Annotated in this window: 15 protein-coding genes; 9 read left to right on the top strand and 6 right to left on the bottom strand. The window is 64.2% G+C overall.

Annotated features, from left to right (window positions below):
- From BLW08_RS10920 to BLW08_RS10910, 3 genes are all read right to left on the bottom strand, one after another.
- Positions 1–1,140 carry a Gfo/Idh/MocA family protein gene (locus BLW08_RS10920; RefSeq protein ID WP_091325039.1) on the bottom strand — a complete coding sequence of 380 codons (1,140 nt, stop codon included), beginning with the start codon at positions 1,138–1,140 and terminating at the stop codon, positions 1–3.
- A gap of 150 nt (positions 1,141–1,290) precedes the next feature.
- A complete protein-coding gene (locus BLW08_RS10915; RefSeq protein ID WP_091325038.1) occupies positions 1,291–2,655 on the bottom strand; it encodes an MFS transporter in 1,365 nt (454 codons plus the stop codon).
- 234 nt (positions 2,656–2,889) lie between these two features.
- On the bottom strand, positions 2,890–3,696 hold the full coding sequence (locus BLW08_RS10910) for an IclR family transcriptional regulator (protein ID WP_091325037.1): 807 nt from the start codon (positions 3,694–3,696) through the stop codon (positions 2,890–2,892).
- Positions 3,697–3,826: 130 nt separating this feature from the next.
- On the opposite strand from BLW08_RS10910, the gene BLW08_RS10905 reads away from it, so the two are divergent.
- The 4 genes from BLW08_RS10905 to BLW08_RS10890 all read left to right on the top strand — a co-directional run bounded on the left by BLW08_RS10905 (position 3,827) and on the right by BLW08_RS10890 (position 7,851).
- Positions 3,827–4,723 (top strand): LysR family transcriptional regulator, encoded by an 897-nt coding sequence (locus tag BLW08_RS10905; protein WP_090823385.1) that lies wholly within the window; start codon positions 3,827–3,829, stop codon positions 4,721–4,723.
- Positions 4,724–4,834: 111 nt separating this feature from the next.
- Positions 4,835–5,167: a YciI family protein gene (locus tag BLW08_RS10900; RefSeq protein WP_090823383.1), complete on the top strand. Its 333-nt coding sequence runs from the start codon at positions 4,835–4,837 to the stop codon at positions 5,165–5,167.
- 9 nt (positions 5,168–5,176) lie between these two features.
- The gene (locus tag BLW08_RS10895) at positions 5,177–6,226 is read left to right on the top strand and encodes an alcohol dehydrogenase catalytic domain-containing protein (RefSeq protein ID WP_090823381.1); all 1,050 of its coding nucleotides are present in this window, start codon (positions 5,177–5,179) and stop codon (positions 6,224–6,226) included.
- Positions 6,223–7,851 (top strand): FAD-binding protein, encoded by a 1,629-nt coding sequence (locus tag BLW08_RS10890; RefSeq protein ID WP_091325036.1) that lies wholly within the window; start codon positions 6,223–6,225, stop codon positions 7,849–7,851. The genes BLW08_RS10895 and BLW08_RS10890 overlap by 4 nt, the downstream gene beginning before the upstream one ends.
- Before the next feature lie 344 nt (positions 7,852–8,195).
- Here BLW08_RS10890 and BLW08_RS10885 read toward each other — a convergent pair whose 3' ends face one another.
- Positions 8,196–8,927: a glutamine amidotransferase gene (locus BLW08_RS10885; protein WP_091325035.1), complete on the bottom strand. Its 732-nt coding sequence runs from the start codon at positions 8,925–8,927 to the stop codon at positions 8,196–8,198.
- A gap of 173 nt (positions 8,928–9,100) precedes the next feature.
- Between BLW08_RS10885 and BLW08_RS10880 the strand changes: the two genes are divergently transcribed.
- Together BLW08_RS10880 and BLW08_RS10875 are read left to right on the top strand one after the other, a co-directional pair.
- Complete coding sequence (locus tag BLW08_RS10880) at positions 9,101–10,330, top strand: MFS transporter (RefSeq protein WP_091325084.1); 1,230 nt, start codon at positions 9,101–9,103, stop codon at positions 10,328–10,330.
- Between the two features lie 175 nt (positions 10,331–10,505).
- Positions 10,506–11,846, top strand: coding sequence for an ammonium transporter (locus tag BLW08_RS10875; protein ID WP_091325034.1), 1,341 nt, complete (start codon positions 10,506–10,508; stop codon positions 11,844–11,846).
- A 166-nt stretch (positions 11,847–12,012) separates the two neighbouring features.
- On the opposite strand, the gene BLW08_RS10870 is transcribed toward BLW08_RS10875, so the two are convergent.
- On the bottom strand, positions 12,013–12,609 hold the full coding sequence (locus BLW08_RS10870) for a DnaJ family domain-containing protein (RefSeq protein ID WP_091325033.1): 597 nt from the start codon (positions 12,607–12,609) through the stop codon (positions 12,013–12,015).
- Between the two features lie 336 nt (positions 12,610–12,945).
- Entirely contained in the window at positions 12,946–15,243 is a 2,298-nt protein-coding gene (locus BLW08_RS10865; protein ID WP_090823370.1) for a SulP family inorganic anion transporter, read from the bottom strand.
- A 212-nt stretch (positions 15,244–15,455) separates the two neighbouring features.
- Between BLW08_RS10865 and BLW08_RS10860 the strand changes: the two genes are divergently transcribed.
- The 3 genes from BLW08_RS10860 to BLW08_RS10850 all read left to right on the top strand — a co-directional run bounded on the left by BLW08_RS10860 (position 15,456) and on the right by BLW08_RS10850 (position 19,190).
- Positions 15,456–16,517 carry a glutathione S-transferase family protein gene (locus BLW08_RS10860; RefSeq protein WP_090823367.1) on the top strand — a complete coding sequence of 354 codons (1,062 nt, stop codon included), beginning with the start codon at positions 15,456–15,458 and terminating at the stop codon, positions 16,515–16,517.
- A 184-nt stretch (positions 16,518–16,701) separates the two neighbouring features.
- A complete protein-coding gene (locus BLW08_RS10855) occupies positions 16,702–17,838 on the top strand; it encodes an acyl-CoA/acyl-ACP dehydrogenase (protein WP_091325032.1) in 1,137 nt (378 codons plus the stop codon).
- On the top strand, positions 17,832–19,190 hold the full coding sequence (locus BLW08_RS10850) for a bifunctional PIG-L family deacetylase/class I SAM-dependent methyltransferase (protein WP_091325031.1): 1,359 nt from the start codon (positions 17,832–17,834) through the stop codon (positions 19,188–19,190). Before BLW08_RS10855 ends, BLW08_RS10850 begins: the two co-directional genes overlap by 7 nt.

Below are 19,190 nucleotides of genomic sequence, written 5' to 3'. Positions count from 1 at the left end.
TTAGCCTGCCACTTTCTCGCGGCTCCGCAGCTCGGCAATGGCTGCGTGTGCGGGCTGAACGGGTGCGAAACGCACGGGTTCCCCGGTTCGTGAGGACTCGTAGACGGCGAGCAGGATCCGCAGGGATTTGAGGGCATCCTTGCCGGTAATGGCCGGTTCCGTCCCGTGTTCCAGTGCCTGCACAAAGTCCTGCACCTGCAGTTTGTGGAACGGGATCAGCTGGCCGTTAATGATGGACAGATCGACGTTCGGTTCCACCCCTTCCGGGTGGACAGGCTCGACGACGATTCGCTCGCCCACCGCCCACAGGTCCAGCCGGCCATCACTGCCTTCCGGGAACTCAGTGAGCGAAGCCGAAGCCCCTGTTTCGCCGGTAATGCGGAGCTGGATCCCGAGGTTGGGTGACACCGCAGTGGAGGCCTCCAGCGTCGCCATGGCTCCGGACGCGAAGGTAATCACCGCCGTCGCCGAATCCTCTACCTCTATATAGTCGCCATGTCGATAGGTGTGGACCTTGCCGTAGACCTCGGCGACGTCCCCCAAGTACCACTGGAGCAGGTCTATCTGGTGGACGGCCTGGGACATCAGGACCCCTCCGCCGTCGCTCTCCCACGTGCCACGCCAAGCATCCCGGTTGTAGTAGTCCGGAGCCCTGTGCAGCATGACCGAACACTGGGCCATGATCGCCTTGCCCAGCGTGCCGTCGTCGATGGCGGTGCGGATCTTTTGCGACGCCGGCCAGAAGCGGCGCTGGAAGAGTACCCCCAGCTGCACCCCGGCGTTCTCGCAGGCGGCCACCATGCGTTCGGCTGACTCCAGTTTGGTGGCAATTGGCTTTTCGCAGAGTACACTCACCCCTGCTGCCGCAGCTTTCAGCACCACTTCCTCGTGCGTGGGATGTGGCGTGCAGACAGAAACAATGTCCAGGCCCAGGGTGAGGAGTTCCTCCACGCTTGTTACCGCATTCGGTATGCCCCAGGCTTCAGCTGTGGCCCTTGCCCGGTCCGCATCCACATCGCAGACACCCACGATCTGCACGTTGTGGAGGGCACGGAAAGCCTCGAGGTGGTTTCGGGAAATGGCACCGCAACCCGCGATTCCAACGCGGAAAATACGGGTTGCCGGAGCTGAGGGAGTCATGGGGGTATCCAACTTTCGGACTGGGTGGTTGCTGGGTCTTGCTTGAGGGCTGGGTCTTGCTTGAGGGCTGGCGGACGGAGGGTGCTGGCGGCTCGAAGTGGGTGCCGGCCAGGTGCCGGGCGGCTGGGAGGTGCCGCCCGGCGTCGTGCTTTAGCTGTTTACCTGCGCGCTGCGCGGCTTACCGAGGTCCTCCAGCGGGACGTTGTAGGTCTCGCGGGCTGTCATGATGGCGATCGCAGAAGCCGCCAGGCAGAGGATGGTGAAGCCGGCCACGGGCATCCAGCCGTTGGGACCGGGCTGTGCCAGCAGCGTTGCGATGGCCGGTGCGAAGCCAGCCAGGATCAGGCCGATCTGGCTGCCGATCGCCATCCCGGAGTAGCGGACCGCGGCCGGGAACATCTCCGGGAAGAACACAGTCCACACACCGTTCCAGCAGGAGTAGAAGACCGTCATGTTCAGGAAGCCGAACAGGAAGATCAAGGCGATGTTCTGCTCGCTGATGGCCCAGAAGTATCCGACGGTGGTCAGTGCGCAGCCCAGGGCTCCCACCAGCAGGACCTTCTTCCGGCCGATGCGGTCCGAGATCATTGCGGAGATGGGAATGGTCACCATGGAGAGGCCGATGGTCACAGCGTTGACGGTAAGCATGAGGGTTCGGTCGATGCCCACGGCCGGTCCGGTGGCATAGGCCAGGGCGTACACCGTGAAAGTGGTCTGCATGACCGAAAAGAGCATCACCACGCCAACACGCAGGACGTCGCGCCATTGCGTCTTCAACACTGCGACGGCGGGGATCGCTTTGGGTTTGTTGTGCTCCACGATGTCTTCGAAGACCGGGGGCTCATCCAGGCGGGTCCGGATCCAGTAAGCCACGGCGAGGACCACTACCGAGAGCCAGAACGGTACACGCCAGCCCCAGCTCAGAAGCTGTTCCTCCGGCAGAGCCGCCAACGGAATAAAGACGATGGTGGAGAGCACCATTCCCGAGGCGTAACCAGTCATGACGAAGCTGGTGAAGAAGGCACGGCGGCCTTCCGGCGAATGCTCCATGGTGAGCGTCGAGGCGCCGGCAGCTTCGGCTCCGGCGGAGAATCCCTGTGCCAGCCGGCCCACCAGCAACAACGCCGTTGCCCAGTAGCCAATCTGCCCATAGGTGGGGAGGAAGCCGATGCCAATCGAGGCGACGCCCATGATCACCAGGGTCACCATCAGTGCCTGCTTACGGCCAATCTTGTCGCCGTAGTGGCTCATCACGAGCCCACCCAGAGGCCGGGCGAGGTAGCCGACACCGAACGTAGCCATGGCTCCAAGCAGCGCTACCACGGGGTCGCCGCCCGGGAAGAAGATCTTGGGGAAGATCAGCGCTGCGGCCGTGCCATAGATGAAGAAGTCGTAGTACTCCAAGGTGGATCCAAGGAAGGAGGCGAGTGCCGCCTTCTTCGGCATTTTGACGTGTTCAACAGGCGCTGCCGTGTTGTTGACGTCGGAGGGCGAGTGCTGCTGCACGTATCCCATACTGTCTCCTCATTGAGTGCCGCGGGAAGGGGCACCGCCATGGTGCCTTGCCCGGCAAAGAATTAGATGAGGCCCGGATCGCCGGCTGCCGCTTTGTTGTGCAGCCCATCCGGTGGCCGTTGATAACGACTCCGGGATATGTGCTCCAGATCACAGGCGATTGTTCCTCTGGGATCGACTGTAGGACTCAGGTCACACGCTGAGGGGACTCTTCCCGTTGAACGGGATATTGGACTAAGCAGGCCCGGCCGGAGACAACCACGGACGCGAGCCGTACGGACGGCGTTCAGCTCCCATGGTGCGTGAGAGGCCGCGGCCTGCGGCCACCAGCACGGGCAAAATCAGCCCCGCGTCTTCATCCACAGAAGGCACGACGACGGAAATGGCACCTATGACGGCTTGACCCTGGCCAAACACGGGCACGGAATAGGCCGTGTTCTCCGCAACAAGGACCCCTACCAGCCGGGCGTAGCCACGCTCGCGGATCAAGGCGAGGTGGCTGCGGATCTTCGCGGGATCCGTTTCCGCGGCGGGCGTGGTCTTCTCCAACCGCCTGGCCAGGAAGCGGTCCTGGACCCAGCCCGGCATGTGCGCCATCATGGCCATCCCGGAGGAGGTGGTGTGGATGTCCAGGCGCCCGGCTACCTCGGCCAGGTTCATGACGGTTCCGTGCCTGTCCAGACGCTCCAGGTACAGCACGCTGCCGGTTTCCACATCCGGAATCGACAGAGCCACATGCTCCCGGACCGCCGCATGGACACCCTCCAGGAAGGGCAGCCCCCGGCGCCTGAACTCCTCCAGCGGATTGCTTCGAGAGGCCAGCTCCCACATTTTCATGCCAACGCCGAATTCACCCGACGCGTTGCGTTCCAGGAGGCCGTTGGCCGCCAGGTCCATGGCCAGCCGGTGCACGGTACTGCTGGACATCCCGGTCATCCGGACCAGCTCCTTGAGCGGAAGCCAAGGCTGACCCTTGGAGAACGCATCCATGATTTTTACAACCCGCTCAATGACGGACTCCCCCGACGCCGAGTTTGCCACGATGCCTCCTTTTGATCCCCCGGCTCTTGCCCCGGCCACCCGGACCTCCCGGCCGCCACGGCCACCCCGGCCACCCCGGCGTGAAACCCAATATAGCCTTGCACTGGACTCGGAAAATCTGGGAGGCAACGTGGAACTGCGGCAAATTGAGGCCTTCCTGGCTGTGGCCGAGGAATTGCATTTCGGCCGTGCAGCGGAGCGGCTCCGGATGGCGCAATCGCCACTCAGCCAGACCATCAAGAAGCTCGAAAAGGGCCTGGGTGCGGCGCTCTTTGAACGCAACACCAGATCCGTCACCCTCACCACGGCAGGCCATTCACTCCTGCCGCATGCCCGCAGAATCCTTGAAGAAGTGGACCTGGCGCAGAGGGCGGTGAGTGCTGGTTCCGGGACTGTCTATGGCAAGCTCGCCATCGGTTTTTCCGGGGCGTTGAACCACACCACGCTCCCACCGCTGACCCGCGCTTTACGCCAGCAGTACCCGCAGCTGGAGGTGAGCTTGCACGGCGGATTACTGACCCAGGAAGCTCTTCAGCAACTGGGCAACGGCGCACTGGACCTTGCCTTCATCGGTCTGCCGGTGGACGCCCCGTCCTTGGCCACCCGTCGGATCGCGACCGAACGTTTGGGCGTCACTTTGCCAACGGATCACCCGCTTGCGGCCCGGTCTTCGGTGGACATCAGCGAGCTTGCCGGGGACCCCTTCATCACCATGCCCGCTGCCCAGGGATCCACCCTGCGGGAAGTCACCCTATCGGCCTGTGCTGCCGCCGGTTTCCGCCCGAGGATCAGCCAGGAAGTAGCCGACCCGTACACAGCGCTCTCCTTGGTGGCCAGCGGCGTGGGGATCAGTCTCATGCCGGCATCGATCGAGGGAATCATGCCCGCCGGCACCGTTTTTCTGCCGCTCGACGGCGACGACGTCCTGCTGCTCTCCGGACTGGCTTGGAACCCGGGAGCTTTGACCCCGGCGCTCCGGGCAGCACTGCTGCTGGCCGAAGAAGTGCTACCCACGCCCGCCATCTAGTCATTATGTGAATTTGGCACATAGTTTTTGACCAACTAAGTATTGGACAAGATCTAATTGCGTGCCCAGCATTGAGGAGAGCCCCACCCACTCAATGAAGAGGACAACCTCATGGCCACTTTCGCTGTTACCTACGCCTATTCAGAATCCACGTCCGCGCGGCGGGACACGGTCCGCCCGTCTCATGTCGAGTTCCTCAAAGCCCAGTTCGACGGCGGTCGCCTCCTCAAGAGCGGACCTTTCGGTCCGGAGGAAACTCCCGGCGCCCTGTTGATCATTGCCGGGGATTCCAAGGCCGACGTCGAAGCGCTCATGGACCAGGACCCGTTCCATGAGGCCGGGCTCATCCAGGAACGCACTGTGCGCCAGTGGAACATCTTCTTCGGTGCCGAGCCTGTGGTGCAGGACGCTCAGCCCGCGGGCCAAGCTACGGCGCAGGTCTGAGGTCCCGGAATGCTGTCCGCTGTCACCGTCTCCAAAGAAACCATTGAATTCCGGGACTCCCCTGCGCCCACCCTTCAACCAGGCCACGCCCTGGTCCGGGTCCACAACGTCACCCTCTGCGGCACCGACCTCCACATCTGGGAGGACGACTACCCCACCGATTTGCCGCTCATCCAAGGGCATGAATTTTCCGGCATCGTGGAGGCACTCGCACCAGAGGATGCCCATCATTTCAGCGTCGGTTCCCGGGTGTCAGTCAATCCCATCATCTTTTGCGGCAAGTGCCGCCCGTGCCTGACGGGCCGCTATAACGTCTGCCAAAACGTGGGTTGCCTGGGATGCTACTCGGACGGGGCACTCACTGAACTGATCAGCGTCCCCCTGGACAAGCTCTGCCCGGTGCCGGACGAGCTTCCGCTGGACATCGCTGCCATGGGAGAACCCGCGTCCATCGCCATGCAGGCAGTCAACCGCGGACGGCCCCAGGCCGGGGAAACCGCGCTGGTGCTGGGCAGCGGTCCCATCGGTTTGTTAGCCACGCTGTATCTGGCAGAACTCGGAGTCACCGTGGTCTGCGCCGATACCGAGCAGCACCGCTTGGACCTCGCCGTCGAATTCGGCGCCACTGAGACCCTGCTGGTCACCCCTGGCACAGACTTCCCGGACACACATCAAGGACCTCGGTTGGCTGCACTCACCGATGGCTACGGGCCCCAGCTGGTCATCGAGGCCACAGGCGTTCCGTCCTCGTTGGAGAATGCCATCAGGCTGGTGGCCAGTGCGGGAAGGATCGTCCAAGTAGGCATTTCGCCCAGGCAGGCGAACGTTTCCATGAAGGACATCCCTTACAAGGAACTGGACATCATGGGCAGCCGCATGAGCCTGAACCTCATCCCGGACGGCCTCGCATTGCTGGCGCGCCACCCCGGGCAGGCCCGTGCCCTCATGACCCACCGTTTCGCCTTCGCGGATCTTCAGCAGGCCTTCCGTCTGATGCAAGGACGCACGGAGAAAATCGGCAAGATCCTCATCGGGATGCCGGCAGGAACCACCGCATGAGCACCCCTATCCTCACCGCACCCGAGCAACTCAACGCGAGCTACGACGTCGTGATCATGGGCAGTGGCGCAGCAGGGCTGGTTGCTGCCGTCCGCGCAGCTGATGCCGGACTCAGCGCCTTGGTTGTTGAGAAGGCGGCCCTGCTGGGTGGCACGACGGCGGCCGGCGGTGGCGTCATGTGGGCACCAAACAACCACCTCGCCCAGGCTGCGGGGTACCAGGACAGCCATGCCGACGCCGTCGCTTACCTCTCGGAGGCGGCCGGGCACGTGATGACCGCCGGGGAGATCGAATGGTACGTGTCCACAGCGCCGCGGGCCGTGGAGTTCCTCAACGTGAACACCAAGGTGTCCATGATTCCCATCGCGCGGCCGGACTACCACATGGAATGGAAGGGGGCCGCGAACGGTGGCAGGGGTCTGGACAATAGCGCGTTCGATCCGCGTGCATACCCCGGCCTCTCTGAGCTGATCCGGCCATCGTCCTATTTCCCGCTGCTCACCATGACCGAGCGCGATGAACTCAACGGTCGCGCTGCCGACCCATCGTTGCTGGAACGCCGGGCCTCCACAGGTATCCGGACCATGGGTGGTGCACTCGTCGGGAGCCTCCTCGCGAGCGCTGTGGACCGTGGCGTTCACATCGTTGCGGCCAGTCCTGTGGAGGAATTGTGGCGCACGGATGCTGGATGGCAGGTGACCCTCGGCGGAACCGCGGCCGGAGCGCACGTGGCCGCGACCGCCGTCGTGATTGCCTCCGGCGGCTTCGAATGGAACCCGCGGCTCCGCAAAGCTTTCCTCCCCCACCCTGTGACGCCCATCAGTGCACCGTCCAACGAAGGCGACGGCCTGGAACTCGGACTCACAGCCGGCGCGGCTGTGGAGGACATGTCCGCAGTGTGGGGTGTCCCCGTTATTTCGACGGCGGCCCATCAGTACGACGAGCGGCGGTCGGGCCGTATGGGGAACGTGGAGATGACGCTTCCTGGGTCCATCACAGTGAACAGCGACGGGCGCCGTTTTGTGAACGAGGCCCTCAACTATCACGATGCCAGCAGGGTCTTCGCGTCCATCAATCCACACACCGGCAGGCAGCAGAACAATCCTGCGTGGTTGGTGTTCGACGCGAAGTACCTCGGCAAGTACCCGGTGGCCGGTTCGACGCCGGGCTTGGCATCCGAGTGGATGGTGTCCGCGCCCACGTTGGAGCTGTTGGCCCAGGAAGTGGGCATCAATCCGGCCGGACTCGCTGGCACGGTTGCCCGGTTCAACGCCGACGCCGCAGTGGGCGTGGACACCGAGTTCGGCAGGGGTGCCACTCCGCAGGACTGCTTCTTGGGCGATGCCGGGAACACCCCCAACCCCTGCCTGGCGCCCCTGAGGGCGGCACCGTTCTACGCCGTTCCCATCCATGCCGGGGTGCTGGGCACGTCCGGCGGGCTGGCTACGGACTTCGACGGGCGCGTGCTGGACCATCGGCAACAGGTGATTCCGGGACTCTATGCGGCGGGCAACGTTTCAGCCGGGGTCTTCCGCAACAACTATCCCGGCGGCGGCGCAACCCTGGGCTCGGCGATCACGCGGGCTTTCGCGGTGGGCGAGGACCTGGCGGCCCGGCTCACGTAGCCGCTCTTCGGGGCACGAACGCCCGACGGCGACTTCCGCCGTCGGGCGTTCGCGTTGCCAGGCCCACTCTGCGTGCTACTTCGAACGCCGGGGGCGCAAAGCAGGCCCCACAACAAACCCACCCCACAATGCCAGGCCCACTCCGCGCCCCATTTCAAGCACCAGGCCCGCACACCAGGCCCCACAACAAACCCACCCCACAATGCCCGGCCCACTCCGCGCCCTAATTCAAGCGCCAGGCGCGCACACCAGGCCCCACAACAAACCCACCCCCACAATGCCCGGCCCACTCCGCGCCCTATTTCAAGCGCCAGGCGCGCAAAGCGGGCCCCACAACGAGGGGGCTAGCGGGCGTAGCGTTCCGTGAAGTTCCTGAGCACACGCATGGGCTCAGTCACTGATGATTGACGGGCGGTCTCGATGAGGTCGTCAGCTGTGTGCGGAGGGAAATAGCCGGCGTTCTTATAGATGTTGATGCGCGTGATGAGACCGTCGGCATCCAGTTCGGGGTGGAACTGTGTTGCGTACAGGTTCTCCTTGATCCGGAACATGTGAACCGGGCATGCCGCCGAACTCGCCAACAGCACCGCGTTCGGGGGCAATTGGCTGCATGCCTCTTTGTGTCCGACGAAGGCCTCGAACGTGGGCGGGACGCCCTGCAGCAACGGGTCGCGCTGCCCGTCCGAGGTCAACATGATGTCGGTTGCCCCCACGGGCTCACCAAAACGGCGGTCAATGACCGCTCCCTGATGCACGCCCAAGGTCCCGACGCCGTAGCAGGCGCCCAGGAACGGGAAGTCCTGAGCCACGATCCGGTCCAGCAGCCCTGAGAGTTCCGCCTCAACGCGGATCTGGTCTGCGCTCTTTTCCTCCACAGGATCGCTGGAGGTGTAGGGGCTGCCGCCGACGATCACGCCGGAGTAGTCGGACAGCTCAAGGGGCGGCAGACGCTCGGATTCCAGCCGCAAACGGACCAGCTCCTCCGGTTTCAGGCCGCAGTACCGGAGGTAGGCCTGATACTCGTCATCGGCTGCGGCGTCTTCGGCGCGGGTGGCCAGCAAGAGGAAGGGCTTCACAGGCCCAGTCTGCGCGAGGAATGGCTGGCGTACAAAGTGTGTTGCTAGCGGGAGGGGGTTTCTGGCAGAGACTCCCTCCCGCCGCCGTGGCCACTTAGCGTTGTATGAACCCCCCTTAAAACAGCACCCCAGCATGACCCATCCCTGAGGAGCAATCTTTGAAGCCGGACCCTTTGGTCGTCGGAACACCATCACCCGAGGCGACGCCTGCCCAAACGCAGCAACCGAAGAAGATCCCGTGGGGCGGGCTTCTTGTCCTGGCCGCCGCTGGCTTCACCGCCGTGACCACCGAGCTCCTACCCTCGGGGCTGCTCCCACAAATCAGCCGTGACCTCGGAGTTGAAGAGTCGGCGGTGGGTTCGCTGACGGCGGTCTACGCGGCCATCATCGTCTTCACCGCCCTGCCGTTGTCCCGCTTCCTGGCCGGACGGGTTCCCCGGAAGACGCTCCTGATCGCGACGGTGCTCGCCTTTGCCCTCAGTAACGTCCTGCTTGCCCTGAGCCCCACGTTGGGCTGGGCGATTGGGGCAAGGCTCCTTGGCGGAATTGCTCACGGCATGTTGTGGTCCAGCATGGCACCCTATGTGGCACACATTGTTCCCGCGCACTCCGTGGGCAAAGCCATGGCTGTGGTGTTCAGCGGCAACAGCATCGCGCTGGCCGTGGGAGCGCCCATTGGTACGTTGATGGGCTCCCTCATGACCTGGCGTGCATCGTTCCTGGTCCTTGCCGGTGTGGGTGCGCTGCTGGCTGTGTTGGCTTTCTGGCTGCTGCCCGGAGCGCACGACCATGCCAGCCAGAAGACTCCATCCCTGCGCGCAGCCATGAAGCTGCCTGGAGTGATCGCTGTGGCCATTGCCTGGCCGCTGTTGCTGCTGCTGGCCCACTTCACGCTGTTCACCTACGTAGCGCCGTTCCTGCTCGCGTCCGGGTTGCCGGAATCCGCCACCAGCATCTCCCTGTCGGTGGTGGGCATCGCCTCCTTGGTGGGCATCTGGATTGCGGGCATGACCGCGGATTCCCGTCCACGTGCGTCGGTGATTGCCGCCGTCGTACTCTTGACGCTTGCCTTTGCCCTGCTGCCCGCGCTGGGCGGCACGTGGGTGGGCGCGTTCGCGCTGATGACCCTGTGGGGAATCGCGTTCGGTGCCGTGGGGATCTACAACCAAGCGGCCATTCTCCGTGCCGGAGGTGAGCACAAGGATGCTGCCAATGGCCTCACGGTGGTCACCATCCAGCTGGGCATTGCTGTCGGAGCAGTGTACGGTGCCTTTGCCCTCACCACAGTCGGGGCACAACTGGTGCCGCTGGCGGCCGCAATCCCCACGGCGATCGCGCTGGTGATCATCATTGCCAGCAGGCGCGGCGGTTACCCTGCAGGACCCCGGGAGAAGCGCCGTTAACAATCCCGAAACACGCCAGTGACGTGATCTTCACGAACCAGGGATTTCTGTAACTTTCCTGCAACTTAGCTCTTCTGAGTCGGAAACATAGCTCACCGAATATTGATCGGGGGGCTAGCGAGGGCCGGACATATCCAGGCCCGTTTCGGACAGGCTTGATCAGAAGGGAACGCAGGTGGAGATCTCTGCGCAACACGTCTGGCTGATGTTGTCATCGGCAATGGTGCTATTCATGACCCCGGGCCTCGGCCTGTTCTACGGCGGCATGACCCGCGCCAAGGCTGCGCTCAACATGATCATGATGAGCTTCATCTCGGCGGGCATCGTCGGCGTCGTGTGGGTCCTGTGGGGCTACTCGATGACCACCGGCGACGGCTTCCTCGGCCTGTTCGGCAACCCCTTTGCCCACTTCGGCCTGCAGGATCTCATCGGTTCACCGGACCTGATCAAGGCAGGCTTCGCGGCAACGTTCGCCATCATCACCGTTGCCCTGATCAGCGGCGCAATCGCCGACCGCGCCAAGTTCGGCGCCTGGGCAGTGTTCGTTCCCATCTGGGTCACCGTTGTCTACTGCCCGCTGGCCTACATGGTCTGGGGCGGCGGGCTCATGAGTGCCGGTGGCGCGCTCACCGAGATCTTCGGACAGGTCATCGACTTTGCCGGTGGCGCTGTGGTTGAAGTCAGTTCCGGAACCGCCGCTTTTGTCCTCGCATTGATCGTGGGAAAGCGTCACGGATTCGCCAAGGACCCCAACCACCGTCCGCATAATGTCCCGTTCATCATGATCGGCGCGGCAATCCTGTGGTTCGGTTGGTTCGGTTTCAACGGTGGCGCCGCCACAACGGCTGAGCAGGCCGGCCTCATCTGGGTCAACACCCTGGTAACTCCCGCAGCGGCCATGCTCAGTTGGCTGGTGGTGGAGAAGGTCCGCCACGGACACCCCACCTCGCTGGGTGCAGCGTCCGGTGTGGTTGCCGGCCTGGTTGCCATCACTCCGTCCTGCGCCAACATCACCCCGCTCGCCGCACTGGGCCTGGGCCTGGTGGCCGGCGCTGCCTGCGCAGTGTTCGTGGACCTCAAGTACAAGTTCGGTTTCGACGATTCCCTGGATGTGGTGGGCGTGCACTTCGGCGCCGGCGTCATCGGCACGCTGTCCCTCGGCTTCATCGCGTTCCCCCAGGAGGGTGTTGCCGGTGGTCTTCTCTACGGTGGAGGCCCGCAACAGCTCATCGCACAGACCGTTGCCGTGCTGGTGACCATCGCATTGTCCGGCCTGGGCACCCTGGTCATTGGCCGTGCCATCCACAAGACCATCGGTTTCCGCGTCACTCACGAGCACGAAGTCACTGGTGTGGACCTCACCCAGCATGCGGAGTCGGCCTACGAGTTCGGACTCACCGCCCACGGGCACTTCCGGCAGCAGCAGGCGCACCTTTCCTCGCTGATCAGCAGGAAGCCTGCCCCTTCCACTCTCGAGGAAGCCCGGTCCAGCGCCAAGGAAGACAGCTTCGCCTGACATCACCCCAAAACTAGAGCAGCCGACGGTGGATCGATAGTCCCACCGTCGGCTGCTGTTGTGTTGCGGCCAAATTCTGCTGGATCATTCGCGCGCGCAGCAATTCCAACCCTCTGGATGGCGGGGTTTTCCGGTGACGAGGTGGCCGATGATCCAGCAGAATTTGTCATCCCGTGCCGTTCCAGATCCGCTGCCACCACGTCCGCTTGGCCACCGGTCCGGTTTCTGGCTCAGGTGGAGCCGCGGCGGACCTGCGATTGCGCCACCGTTCCAGCTCTGCGTCCACGTCACGAAGTTTGGTGATCACGGGTGGGCCGCCTTGTAATTGCCGACGCGCCTCGATCACGCGTTTGTTGAAGTCCTCAAGGATGTCCCTGACCTGTTTATCGGTGTATTGCTGGTCCAGCTTGGCATCGAGGTCGTCGTCTTCGATTCTGAGCAGGATGGCAGGTGGGCCGATGCCGCTGAGGCGTTCGCGCTGGATGAGGCCCTTGACCCACCAGTCGGGGTCGTAGTGTTCCCCCAGCCCGGGGATGGGTTTTCCGGCGTATTTGAGGTTGTCGAACTTGCCCTGGTTCATGGCATCGCGGATCAGGTATTCAACACGGGCGGCGTCGTCCACTTTGCGGCGCTTTTCCCGCTCTTCGGCGTCCGCGGCTTCAAGCTCAGCGTCTTCTTCCGCACTCCCGCCCCAAGACCGCACTGCCCGCAGTTCGGCACCGCGTTCAAGCCTGCGCCTGAAGGCGTTGTTCCCGGCATTCATGTTCCGCCACCTCCTCGCACCTCAGCACGCGCCTGCCGGACATCGTGGTTGTGAATCCGGGTATCCGCGCGTTGCTCCACGTGGGTCCCGGGCCTCCACCACCCACTTTAAGAATGAAACAGCCCCGACACGCCGTCAAAGAGGAGTGTCGGGGCTGTTGTCCCCCCCATAGTGGGTGGCGACCGCCCACAGTTGGTGGCGGCCCCCCATAGTGGGTGGCGGCGGCCCACAGTCGGTGGCGGCGGCCCACAGTCAGTGGCGGCCACCCACAGTCGGTGGCGGCCACCCACAGTCGGTGGCGGCGGCCCACAGTCGGTGGCGGCGGCCCGGGCGGGACTAGGAGCGAAGCGCCATGCTCGGATCCAAATGCTCGATGCCCTCCGGAGTCACCAGGACCACCCGTGCCGAGGCGATGTCGTAGAACAGACCGGTGGCCTGTACCCGACCGGAGGCAAGGGCCGGTCCCGTGACAGGGTGCTCTTCCAGCTTCCGGAGCTGCAGCGCAACATTCACCATGCTGAGCTGATCCAGGTTGCTGTATCCCTGGGCTTCAGCGGCCAAAGCCACAGGATGGCCTGCCAGCAAAGCGGAGTGGCTTGGCCGCGCATGCTCAAGCCAGGAATCGAAGCCGGCACCAAGGGCGGGTGCAGAACCTTGGGCGTCAGCAATCACGGCCTTCATCGCACCGCAGTTTGAGTGGCCACAGATCACGATCGAATCCACGGACAGTGCCTTGACCGCAAAGGACAGCGCAGAGTCGATCGACGCATCGCGGCCATCGCTGCACACCACATTGCCGATGTTCCTGAGGGTCAGGAGATCACCGGGGCCACTGCTGGTGATGAGGTTTGGGTTGACCCGGGAGTCGACGCAGGCCACGAACAGCGTGTCCGGGTTCTGGCTTTCGGTGAGGTCCTGTACCAGGGGGCGGACCTTGTCCGCGTGCCGGCGATGGTATTTGTCGATGCCCAGGAGGATCGAGCGCAGCGGCAACTGCCCGCCGTCGTCGTCCGCTGTTGGGCGGTCACTGGACGGTAACCAGGACGTGCGCGGCGGAAGCGGGAATTCGCGCGGGTCCTGTCGCTGCGGGGTGTTGTCCTCGGCATCCGTGAATGCGGTGGTTCCGTGTTCTTCCAGAACCACCGAGGCGCCGGTGTTGCGGTGCTGCTTCTGCCAGGCGACCAACGCTTCGCGGAAGGCATGGTCAAGGTAGTCGGCGTTGAGTTCCACCACAGCGTCCTGGCCTTCGGGAACGGAGTGGAGGACGCGGTTGAGCCGGGGCAGCGCGAAGAAGCTGCATGATCCGGCGATGGTGACGCGCCACGGGAGACCCGGGCCAGCGGGCGCATGCGCGTGGATCTGCGTCCGGAGCACACGCCACAGCACGCAGAGGGCCGCGAGCGCCAGGCCAATCATCACGCCTTCCAGCAGGTTCAGGACCACCACGCACACCAGGGTGACGCTGTAAACCAGGAGCTCGCCGGTGCGGAGGCTGGTGCGGATATCGGCAACCTTGATGAGCTTTGCCCCGATGACCAGCAGAAGGCCGGCCAGCACGGACAAGGGAATGAGCTGGATGAGCCCGGCGAACAGAGCGGAGAACACCAGCACCCAGACGCCGTGGAGGATGGCGGATGTTCGGCTGGCGGCACCCGCTTCAACGTTGGTGGCGCTGCGGACGATCACGCCGGTCACCGGCAGGCCACCGAGCATGCCGGATACCATGTTGGCCGAGCCCTGCCCCACCAGTTCACGGTTGAGGTTGGTGCGCGAGCTGCCGTGCATTTTGTCGACGGCGACCGCTGACAGGAGCGATTCGATGCTCGCGATGAGTGCCACCGTGATGACGGCCATGCCCGCTGCACGCCAGTTGCCATCGGGCAGGCTTGGCAGGGCGATTGCGTCGAAGATGGAGCCGCTGAAACTGATGCGCTCAACGCCCGGCGCCACTGCAACGGACACTGCCGTTACCGCGACGACGGCGGCCAGCGGTCCGGGGACTTTCCGCACCGCAGAAGGGAGGTACTTCCACGCCAGAAGAATCGCCACCACGGCCAGGCCCAACAGCGCCGAGTGCAGCTCGACGTTGGTAATGGCCGCTGGCAAGGCGGTCAGGTTTTCGACGGCGGACCCAGCAGCCTGGCCGCCGAGCAGCACGTGGATTTGCTGCAGGATGATGGTGATACCGATGCCCGCGAGCATCGCCTTGACCACCACAGGCGACACTGCCAGCGCGGCCCGGCCTATGCGGCTGACACCCATCAGTAATTGCACGACGCCGGCAGCGGCCGTGATGGCGCACGTTACCGCCCAGCCGAATTCGTCGACGAGACCGGCAACGACGACGGTCAGGCCGGCGGCGGGGCCACTCACCTGCAGTGGGGAGCCACCCAGGCTGCCTGCAACAATGCCGCCGACGGCTGCGGCGATGAGCCCGGCCATGACAGGGGCTCCGGAAGCAGCGGCGATGCCCAGGGAAAGGGGAAGTGCGACGAGGAAAACTACAAGGGAGGCGGGAAGGTCCGCCCCGAGGTTGCTGAGGAAGCTTGGCCTGGAGGTACCTTTTCCCGGGTTCTTACCCGGCGGGCTGTGCGAGTCGGTGGGAACGGTAGCGGAATCATTGGGTTGCGGCATGAGTGATCCTTGGGCTCGGGAATGCTGACCCTTCAAAGCTACGAAACTTGTCACCGTTAATGACAATAGGATGTGACAAGCATGACAAAAGCTGTGAAGATGCGCTTCATGTTGAGACCTACGGGAACTTTCATGGGGGTGGAGCGCGTTGGGGAACAGGCGCTCCGCCACAATGATCGCGGTCCGCAGGACCGGCAACATAGGCTGAACCCATGAACCAGGAAACCCGCACGGCCGGAGAGCACAGCACCCGGGGCGCCTACGTCACAGGCAGTGAATTCACCCGGGACACCAATTACATCGAGGACCGGATCACCCGCGACGGCACACCAGGACCGCAGGGCGAGCCCGGCTGGCCGGTGGAGGCCGGGCGTTACCGGCTGATCGCTGCCCGGGCATGTCCGTGGGCCAACCGGACCGTTATTGTCCGCAGGCTCCTTGGCCTGGAGGACGTCATCAGCCTGGGCCAGCCCGGTCCCACCCATGATGCACGGTCTTGGACTTTTGATCTGGATGCCGACGGCAAGGATCCCGTGCTGGGCATCGAACGGCTGCAGGAAGCCTTCTTCCGCCGGTTCCCGGACTACCCGCGCGGTATTACGGTTCCCGCAATCGTAGACGTCCCCAGCGGGGCAGTAGTGACCAACAATTTCCCCCAGATCACCCTGGATTTCTCTACAGAATGGACCGCATTCCACCGCCCCGGGGCACCGCAGTTGTACCCGGAACACCTGCGCGAGGAGATCGACCAGGTTAACAAGCGCGTCTTCACCGAGGTCAACAACGGCGTCTACCGGTGCGGTTTCGCCGGATCACAGGAAGCCTACGACGCCGCCTACACCCGGCTCTGGAACGCCTTGGACTGGCTTGAGGAACGGCTCAGCGGGCAGCGTTACCTGGTGGGCGACTCCATCACCGAAGCCGACGTCCGCCTCTTCACCACACTGGCACGCTTCGACGCGGTGTACCACGGACACTTCAAGTGCAACCGCAACAAGCTCAGCGAAATGCCGGAACTGTGGGGCTACGCGAGGGACTTGTTCCAGACGCCGGGCTTCGGGGACACCATCGATTTTGTGCAGATCAAACAGCACTACTACATGGTGCACGAGGATATTAACCCCACCCGGATTGTCCCCGCCGGCCCGGATTTGTCCGGCTGGTTGACCCCGCATGGGCGGGAATCACTGGGCGGCAGACCGTTTGGCGACGGCACTCCGCCGGGACCTGTGAAGGCCGGAGAGGAAGTACCTGCCGGGCACGGCGCTGCCTGAAAGAACCCGCCGCACCTCCCCCGGCACAACGGCCGCACGCTGCCTCACTGGCCGCAGGCCCCCGGCACAACAGCCGCACACCGCTTCAGCGAACAGCCAAAAGGTACGACGACGCCCCCTCCTGCCGTCGTCTGTTCACCATTGGTGCGCACACACTAAGGCTCCTTAGTTTAGGCTTGGCTTCATGAGCGACACCGCACCCCAGCCCGTCCGCATCTCTTCCGAACCCGTCCAACTGCAAGCGCTCGAGCCCGTCCTTGAAAGAGTGCGGGCAGCAGTAGGCGACGTGCCGGCACTGCTGGCCATCTCCGAGGACATCGGCCACACAGCCCCGCATCCTGGCGAGGGCAGTACCGGCAAGCTCTGGGAACTCCTGGCTTCCGTCACGGCCGTGGATGTGGCCGCGGGACGGGTGCTTGAACCACATCTGGACGCGGTGGCGATTCTCGCCCAATCGGGCACAGGGACGGACCCAGAAGGGGCTTGGGGAGTTTTCGCCGCGGAGGGCCCTGGGCTGAAACTTGAAGCCAAGCGGGACCACGCCGGCAATCACCTGCTCAACGGGTCCAAGCCGTGGTGTTCGCTCGCTTCACATTTGCAGGGTGCCGTGATCACGGCCCACGTGCCCGAGGACAACAGCAGGACCGCTTTCGCCGTCAACCTGAAAGACTCCGGGGTCTCCTGCGAAACTCCGCCATGGACAAGCCGGGGGCTGCGGGAAATCCCCAGCGGTACCGTTCACTTCGACCATGTTTCAGCGGCACCCGTTGGCGGCGCCGCCTGGTATTTTGAGCGCCCAGGCTTCGCATGGGGAGGCATGGGCGTGGCAGCATGCTGGCTGGGCGGAGCCGTGGCCGTGGCACGCGACTTCAGGGCCGCGCTGGCCAAAGCTGCAGAAAACGGCAGGGAACCGGACCAGATCGCCCTTGCTTCCCTCGGCGAGGTGGACAGGATCATCACGTCCGTCGCCGGATATCTCGCCCAAACAGCAGAACGGATCGACGCCGGGGAGCTGTCCGGCTCCAGCGCGAAAAGCTCCAGTGTGGACGGCTCCAGCCCGGACGGCTCCAGCCCGGACGGATCAGCGCCGGAGGGCTCCAGCGCCTGGAGCGAAGCCCTGCGCGTCCGCGGCACTGTTGCCGCCGCCGTCGAGCGCGTCCAAACGGTGGTAACCCGGAATCTGGGTCCCGGCCCCCTGGCTTTCAACGAGGTGTACGGAAAACGCATGGCTGACCTGTCGCTGTACATCCGGCAGCACCACGCCATGCGGGATGACGCCCAACTGGGTGCGCTGACTCTGAAGGGAGACCGGAGATGGTGACGTTCTCGCACACGGACACGGGTACGGCCGAGACGGCATGGGCCGCTTCCGACGTGGCCGCCCTTCCGGAGTTACCGCTGGACACGAGCGAGCTGCGTGCCATGACCTTTGTTGTGCTGGCCGCACACCCCGACGATGAGACCCTGGGGGCCGGCGGCTTCCTCGCCACGCTGAACTCGGCCGGAGCCACAGTGAAAGTGCTGCTGTGCACGGCAGGCGAGGCGTCGCACCCGGACTCGAAAACCACGACGCCGGAACAACTTGCCGCTGTGCGGCTCGAGGAGTTCCACTCGGCAGTGTCCGGGCTGGTTCCGGGCTCCACGTGGCGCTTCCTGGAACTGCCGGACGGGCAACTGGCGGCACATTCGGCGAGCATTGCTGACGCGGTGCGCGAGGCGGCGTCGGGGCAGCGGGCCGAGGACGTGGTGATCGTGGCCCCCTACCGTTCGGATGGCCACACGGATCACGATGCCCTTGGCACTGTCGCCGCGGAAGTCGCATCAGAAGGCGGCCATGGCCTGCTGGAATACCCCATTTGGTACTGGCTGTGGGCAGGACTGGAGGACAACACGTGGAAAGACTGGGTTCGTGTGCCCCTGAGCCAGGAAGTTCAGCAAGCCAAGGCGGCCGCCATGCGCGCGCACGCCTCCCAAACAGAGCCGTTGTCAGAGCATCCGGGCGACGAAACGTTGTTGTCGGAGACGTTCCTGCAGCACTTCGAAAGGCCTTGGGAAACGTTCGCCTGGCATCCTCCAAAGGCGGGCTCCAACACCTCAGCAGATGCCGGGCGGATTTTTGACGAGGTCCACTCCAGGGAAGAGGATCCTTGGAACTATGCCACCAGCTGGTACGAGCGACGCAAAAGGGCACTGACCCTGGCGGCCCTCCCTGACGAATCCTATGAGTCAGGGCTGGAACTGGGCTGTTCCATCGGCACGCTCAGCGAAGAACTCGCCCAGCGTTGCCGGCATTTCCTCGGAGTGGATGCCAGCACCGCGGCCCTGGTTCACGCGCAACGGCGGCTCGCGACGTTCCCGTCGGCAGAGGTACAACATCTGACGATGCCGCATGAGTGGCCCGATGGCACTTTCGACCTCGTGGTGTTGTCCGAGACGGGCTACTACCTTTCACCGGAAGAACTCACCGAACTCCTGGCACGGATTCAAACATCCACCCGTCCGGGAGGGACGCTGCTGCTGTGCCATTGGCGGCACCCGATCTCCGGCTGGACGCTCGATGCCGAGGCGGTCCACACCATGGCCCGCAGGCAACTCGCGTGGCCCACGCGTGGACTGTACCGGGAGAAGGACTTCATCCTGGAGGTCCTTGTTGCTCCGGACGAGGCACCATGA

Origin of the sequence: Arthrobacter sp. cf158, from assembly GCF_900106835.1 — a bacterium.
Classification (GTDB): domain Bacteria; phylum Actinomycetota; class Actinomycetes; order Actinomycetales; family Micrococcaceae; genus Arthrobacter.
This window is presented reverse-complemented; position numbering and strand designations above follow the sequence as displayed.

Excerpts from the sequence above, each read along its gene's own strand:
- BLW08_RS10895 (WP_090823381.1), top strand. The coding sequence starts at position 5,177 with ATGCTGTCCGCTGTCACCGTCTCCAAAGAAACCATTGAATTCCGGGAC.
- BLW08_RS10850 (WP_091325031.1), top strand. The coding sequence starts at position 17,832 with ATGGTGACGTTCTCGCACACGGACACGGGTACGGCCGAGACGGCATGG.
- BLW08_RS10870 (WP_091325033.1), bottom strand. The coding sequence starts at position 12,609 with ATGAATGCCGGGAACAACGCCTTCAGGCGCAGGCTTGAACGCGGTGCC.
- BLW08_RS10900 (WP_090823383.1), top strand. The coding sequence starts at position 4,835 with ATGGCCACTTTCGCTGTTACCTACGCCTATTCAGAATCCACGTCCGCG.
- BLW08_RS10860 (WP_090823367.1), top strand. The coding sequence starts at position 15,456 with ATGAACCAGGAAACCCGCACGGCCGGAGAGCACAGCACCCGGGGCGCC.
- BLW08_RS10920 (WP_091325039.1), bottom strand. The coding sequence starts at position 1,140 with ATGACTCCCTCAGCTCCGGCAACCCGTATTTTCCGCGTTGGAATCGCG.
- BLW08_RS10890 (WP_091325036.1), top strand. The coding sequence starts at position 6,223 with ATGAGCACCCCTATCCTCACCGCACCCGAGCAACTCAACGCGAGCTAC.
- BLW08_RS10915 (WP_091325038.1), bottom strand. The coding sequence starts at position 2,655 with ATGGGATACGTGCAGCAGCACTCGCCCTCCGACGTCAACAACACGGCA.
- BLW08_RS10855 (WP_091325032.1), top strand. The coding sequence starts at position 16,702 with ATGAGCGACACCGCACCCCAGCCCGTCCGCATCTCTTCCGAACCCGTC.
- BLW08_RS10865 (WP_090823370.1), bottom strand. The coding sequence starts at position 15,243 with ATGCCGCAACCCAATGATTCCGCTACCGTTCCCACCGACTCGCACAGC.